Annotated in this window: 4 protein-coding genes; 3 read left to right on the forward strand and 1 reads right to left on the reverse strand. The window is 69.4% G+C overall.

The window, feature by feature from the left end:
* On the reverse strand, window positions 1-368 hold a 368-nt coding region (locus VFE05_10460; protein HET6230479.1), incomplete at its 3' end, for an NUDIX-like domain-containing protein.
* A 459-nt stretch (window positions 369-827) separates the two neighbouring features.
* On the opposite strand from VFE05_10460, the gene VFE05_10465 reads away from it, so the two are divergent.
* The 3 genes from VFE05_10465 (at window position 828) to VFE05_10475 (ending at window position 5,915) form a co-directional block, all read left to right on the forward strand.
* Window positions 828-1,577 (forward strand): Bax inhibitor-1/YccA family protein, encoded by a 750-nt coding sequence (locus tag VFE05_10465; protein ID HET6230480.1) that lies wholly within the window; start codon window positions 828-830, stop codon window positions 1,575-1,577.
* A 21-nt stretch (window positions 1,578-1,598) separates the two neighbouring features.
* Window positions 1,599-1,847: a hypothetical protein gene (locus tag VFE05_10470; protein ID HET6230481.1), complete on the forward strand. Its 249-nt coding sequence runs from the start codon at window positions 1,599-1,601 to the stop codon at window positions 1,845-1,847.
* A 1,377-nt stretch (window positions 1,848-3,224) separates the two neighbouring features.
* A complete protein-coding gene (locus tag VFE05_10475; GenBank protein HET6230482.1) occupies window positions 3,225-5,915 on the forward strand; it encodes a DUF5916 domain-containing protein in 2,691 nt (896 codons plus the stop codon).
* Window positions 5,916-5,973 lie beyond the last annotated feature (58 nt).

Below are 5,973 nucleotides of genomic sequence, written 5' to 3' on the forward strand. Positions count from 1 at the left end.
CCCGCCATGCGCTCCGTCGGGCTGCCGCAGCGGGCGCAGAACCGGTGCGAGCGGTCCCACTCCATCACCTGCACCGCGCGCCCGGCCATGCGGAACACGGGCTCGTGCAGCCGCGCGTACAGCGAGCGCAGGCCGCGGAGCTCGTAGCCCTCCGGCGCCTCCGCGTCGTCCGCCAGCTCCACGGCCACGCACGCGGCGCCCGCCACCTCGCCCAGCGCGTTCTCGCGCACCGCATGCAGGCCCAGGCGCATCCACTCGTCCCCGTCCGGCACCCACGCATCCGCGCCCTCGCCTCCGTCGCGCACCAGCAGGTCGCGCTCGCGGAACGCGAAGTACAGCCGCGGCTCCGAATCTACCATTCCCGCCATCCGCTTCCCTCCTCGGTCTGATCCCCGGCGGCTCTTCCGCCGCTCGCCCGAAGCTATCCGCCGCCGCCGCGGCCTGCCACCGCCCGCCGTGCATCTTCGCGGTCGTGAGGCGGCGGAGACGCCGGGACGTACACTGCTCCGATGGACCGGACCCAACGTTGTGGCATGCTCGGGGGTCTTATCTACAGACGGAACCGCACGGAATGGTGAATGGGATGCGCGGTCACGGCAGACCATTCGCACCGCGCGTTCCCGGGCCGATGTGTAACTCTTGGCCGTCACTGCAGATGCGGCGCTTACCATCCCAAGCGATGTGCGGCATCCCAGCGACGGCACGCCCGACGCAGGATGCGTATCGTTAAGGATCTGCCGGTCGTCTCGTGCGCGTCGCACGGTTCTCCGCGAAAATCCGCCGGTGTGCCATCCCGCCAGGTCGTCTCCCCAACCCGTACAAAACGCATGAGCACACGCTCCAGCAATCCCGCGTTCCGCATCTTCGAATCCGACCGCATCGACGAGCTGATGGGCCAGGGCGTCATGACGCTCAACGGCACCATCCTGCGCACCGGCGTGCTGCTGGCGGTGACCATGGCCTCGGCCGGCTACGTGTGGTGGCAGTACTACGCTGGCCAGCAGGACGCCGTGATGGGCGCCTTCCTGGTCGGAATGATCGGCGCCTTGGTCTGCGCGATCGCGACCACGCTGAGGCCGCGCTGGGCGCCGTGGACCGCGCCGCTGTACGCCGTGCTCGAGGGCGTGGCGCTGGGCGGCTTCTCCGCGGTCCTGTCCGGCGGCAAGTACCTGGACCTGCCCATCCTGGCGGTGGGCCTCACGTTCGCGCTCGCGGCGGCCATGCTGGTGCTGTACGTCACCGGCCTGGTGCGCGCCACGCCGCGCTTCACCAAGATCGTGGTGGGCGCCACCAGCGGGCTGCTCCTGTACATGCTGCTGGCGTTCGGGCTCAGCTTCGTGGGCGTGCGCGTGCCGGGCGTGTGGGACAGCGGCCCGCTGGGCATCGGCTTCTGCGTGCTGGTGCTGGGCGTGGCCGCGGCCAACCTCACGCTGGACTTCGCGCTCATCGAAGAAGGCGTGAGCCGCCGGGCGCCGCAGTACATGGAGTGGTATGGCGCCTTCAGCCTGCTGGTCACACTGGCGTGGATCTACATCCGCATGCTCCGCCTCCTGCGCCTCGTCAGCGGCCGCCGGTAGACCGCACCGGATCCAAACGCGATGGCCGCATCTTCCACCTTGGGAGATGCGGCCATCGCGTTTTCGGTAGATGCGCGTCGCCGGGATCGTGGCGAGTGCAGTGCCGCCAAAGTCTCGTTCGCCACTCCGCTCCTCGGCGATCGTCACAATGGCGCCGTCTGCATGACGGCGCGCCATGTACAGCAGATCCTCCACGATGCCGCATACCCCGGCTTTTCTCGCTTCAGCTCCTCGGTCGTCGTGCTGATCGGGGATTGGCGCATCGCCTAAAAACGGGGGCGCGGCAGGTCGCCGCGCCCCCGTGACCCACTCACTGCGTCAGGACGATTAGCCCGTGCACGTCGCCCCGCAGGTATCGCCGCACGTGTTCTCACACGTGCCATAGCAGGAGTTCTGACACGTGAGAAAGCCGGAGGGCAAGTCCGGGAGTGTGCAAGGGTAATAGCTCATGCACGCAATGGTGCCGGTATACGTGTCGCCGAGGAAGACGGTGAGGGGTTCCCGATCGCCAGCACCCTTTACGGTGCCGCGGAGATGCTCGGTGCCACTGGAAAGGTGAAACGACTCCACCTCGAGCTCGTCGGGGTTCAACGTGAGCTTGCGCACGGTGCTCCTGGGGGATGGGTGGGGGGCCGCCGCGGGCCCGTTGGATGGAGGGATTCCCCGCGCCGGACTCTCCGCGGAGGATGCAGAGAATTGGTACAGCTTCGGGCAAAGTCAAGAATCGTCGTCTAAAGACAGTTACTTTCGGGGTGTTTTTGGACGAGCAAGGGATGGTTGATCACGCCGGAGACTATGTAGACGCATTCAGCTTCCGTTATTCTCCGAGAACAAATGCAGGCAAGCCTCCGTGAAGCACATCCATGAGAAGGTCACGAAGGCTAAAGGGACTCTGGCAGCTCTACACTAGATGCACATCGACAGTTTTCGGGAGGTGGGGACCGGAATGACTCCGCCGATGCGCGGCATCCCGGCGGATGCGCATCGAACGTCGTGCGATCCACATCTGCCGAACCCCGTCACCCGCATCCCATCTCTCGATTCACATCTCCCGTACGCGAGTCGAACGGATCGCATCTCCCAACCCGGATCGTACGAAGATCGGCTGACGGAGATGACGGAAACGGGAAAGCCCCGCCGGACCGTGAGGTCCAGCGGGGCTTTCGGTCTGCCGCTACCCGACGCGATGCCGCTTGGCACCTGCCGACTGCGGAGAGTGTCGCGCTTCGGCTCAGGCGCCGACGCGGCGATCGCTTGCCCGTGTCAGGTTGCGTGCAGCACTCGGATTGGCCAAGGGATCACCTCCTTCATGCAGGGTTCGACATTGGGCGCGGACTGCTGCGGACCCGGAGGCCCGCGTCCGTGGACCCCCAGCGGAGGTCCCACGGCCCTGCCGGCGTACCTTCCCGCCGGCGCTGGAAACAAAGATATGGAAAACCGCTCCCCGCGCAACCCCCTCATCCGCTTGCACTTCGGCCGCCCCGCACGAGCGCTGAGCCGGCCGTCTGCCGTCCGCGTTGCAACCTTTCGCCGCCGGCACGCGTCATAGCTCTCCGGCAGCACTCCGCGCGCGCCGCGCGGGGCGAGGCACGTCCCCCTTACACGACCCCGGCCCCTTCCCGCCGGCCCCGGCAGAGGACCTTCCCGATGGCAAGACCGACCCGCGCCCGCTCGCTGGCGCTCGCCCTGGCGTTCGCCTGGTTTCCCGCCGCCGCGCGGGCGCAGCAGCCCGCGCCCGCGCCGGCCGCGGCGCTGCCCACGCCCAACCTGCGCGCCGGGCGCGCCGCGGGCATGCACGTGGACGGGCGCCTGGACGAGGCGGCCTGGGCCACGGCCGAGGTGGGCAGCGGCTTCGTCCAGCAGCGCCCGCGCTCCGGGCAGCCCGCCACAGACCCCACCGAGGTGCGCGTGCTGGTGGACGGCGAAGCGATCTACGTGGGCGCCCGCATGCTCGACGCGCACCCGGACTCCATCGCGGCGCAGCTGGCCCGGCGCGACGCGTCCGGCATCTACAGCGACTGGTTCCAGGTGGTGATCGACAGCTACCACGACCGGCGCACGGCGTACCGCTTCGGCGTGAACCCCATGGGCGTGCAGAAGGACGTGTTCCACTCCAACGACTCGAACGAGGACGCGGACTGGGACGCGGTGTGGGAGGCGGCCGCCACTCGCGACTCGCTGGGCTGGACGGCGGAGATGCGCATCCCCCTGTCGCAGCTGCGGTACGGCAAGGTGGCGGCGGGGACGGAGCCGGTGTGGGGCATCAACTTCCTGCGCGACGTGGCGCGCCGCGACGAGCGCTCGTACTGGTCGCAGATCCCCAACAACTACGCGGGCTTCGTCTCGCGCGAGGGCGAGCTGCGCGGGCTGGCGGGGCTGGGCACGCCGCGCCGGCTGGAGCTCCAGCCGTACACCAGCGCCCGCCTGGCGCGCGAGCCCGGCACGCGCGCCGATCCCTTCTTCCGCCAGAACGCCCTGCACGGCTCGGTGGGCGCGGACGTGAAGTACGGGCTGCCGGCCGGCCTCACGCTCACCGGCACCATCAACCCGGACTTCGGGCAGGTGGAGGTGGACCCGGCGGTGGTGAACCTCTCGGCGTTCGAGACATTCTTCCCGGAGAAGCGGCCCTTCTTCGTGGAGGGCAGCGACATCTTCAGCTTCGGCAACATCCAGGCGTTCAACAACTTCGGGGCGCCCACCTTCTTCTACACGCGCCGCATAGGGCGGTCGCCGCACCACGACCTGGCGAACAGCTTCCAGTTCGTGGACCAGCCGCAGCAGTCCACCATCCTGGGCGCCGCAAAGGTCAGCGGGAAGACGCCGGGCGGCCTGTCGGTGGGCGTGCTGGATGCGGTCACGGCGCGCGAGAACGCCCGCTTCGTGGGCGACGACGGGCTCACGCACGGCGCGCCGGTGGAGCCCATGACCAACTACTTCGTGGGTCGGCTGCGGCACGACTACCACGCCGGCAACACGGTGATCGGCGGCCTGGTCACCGCGGCCAACCGCGACATGGCCGGCGGCGAGTTCGACGCCGACGTGCGCCGCAACGCGTACGTGGGCGGGGCGGACTTCGAGCACGCGTGGGCCAACCGGCTGTGGACGCTCACCGGCTTCCTGTCCGGCAGCCGCGTGTCCGGCACGCCCGGCGCGCTGCTGCTCACCCAGCGCTCCAGCGCCCGCTACTTCCAGCGGCCCGACGCGGACTACCTGCGGGTGGACTCCTCGCGCACGTCGCTGCTGGGGCGCGACGGCGCGCTCGCCATCCAGCGCTCCGGCAGCTACGACCTGTCGGTCGCGTACCAGGAGACGAGCCCCGGCTTCGAGACCAACGACCTGGGCTTCCAGGGCAACGCCGACCGGCGCAGCGTCAGCACCTTCATCGGCAGGCGCGTCAACACGCCCAACCGCGTGTTCCGCGACCACACCTACTACGCGTTCACCAACCACCAGTGGAACTTCGGGGGCGACTACCTGTTCGACGGGTATGCGGTGGCGGCGCAGGGCACGTTCAAGAACCTGTGGTTCCTGGGCGGCGACGTGCGGTACTACGGCCGCACGCTGAACGACCGCCTCACCCGCGGCGGCCCGCTGGCGGCCAACCCGCGCCAGGTCACCACCTCGCTCAACTGGTCCAGCGACCCGCGCAAGCGCCTGTCGGCCAACGGCAACCTGAGCGTCGCCGAGAAGGGCGAGGCGGGGCACTCGCGCGAGGGCAGCGTGTCGCTGCTGCTGCGGCCGTCCTCGTCGGTGCAGGTGAGCGTGGGGCCCGGCCTCACGCGCGACCTCAACCGCGGGCAGTTCGTGCGCTCCGTGGCCGACGAGGCGGCCAGCGCCACCTTCGGCCGCCGGTACGTGTTCGGCGACGTGGACCAGACGACGCTCTCCATGGACACGCGCCTTGACTGGACGTTCACGCCCAAGCTGAGCCTGCAGCTGTTCGCGCAGCCGTTCGTCTCGTCCGGCAAGTTCAGCGACTACAAGGAGTTCCTGCGTCCACGCGACTACGACTTCGCGGTGTACGGGCGCGACCGGGGCACCATCGCCCGCACGGTCGACGCGGAGGGCAACGCGTCGTACACGGTAGACCCGGACGGCGCGGGTCCGGCGGAGTCCTTCGCCTTCGGCGAGCAGAGCTTCACCGTGCGCTCGCTGCGCGGCAACGCGGTGCTGCGGTGGGAGTACCACCCCGGCTCGGCGCTGTTCGTGGTGTGGCAGCAGCAGCGCGACGGCTTCGACCCGGACGGCAGCTTCGACCGCCGCGACGTGCGCCACGTCTTCACCGAGCCCGCGCACAACGTCTTCCTCATCAAGGCCACCTACTGGCTCAGCCGGTAGACGCCTTGATCGGCAGACAGACGTCGCCCCCGCGGATCTCTCCGCGGGGGCGACGTCG

The organism is Longimicrobiaceae bacterium (assembly GCA_035696245.1).
Taxonomy (GTDB): Bacteria; Gemmatimonadota; Gemmatimonadetes; order Longimicrobiales; family Longimicrobiaceae; genus DASRQW01.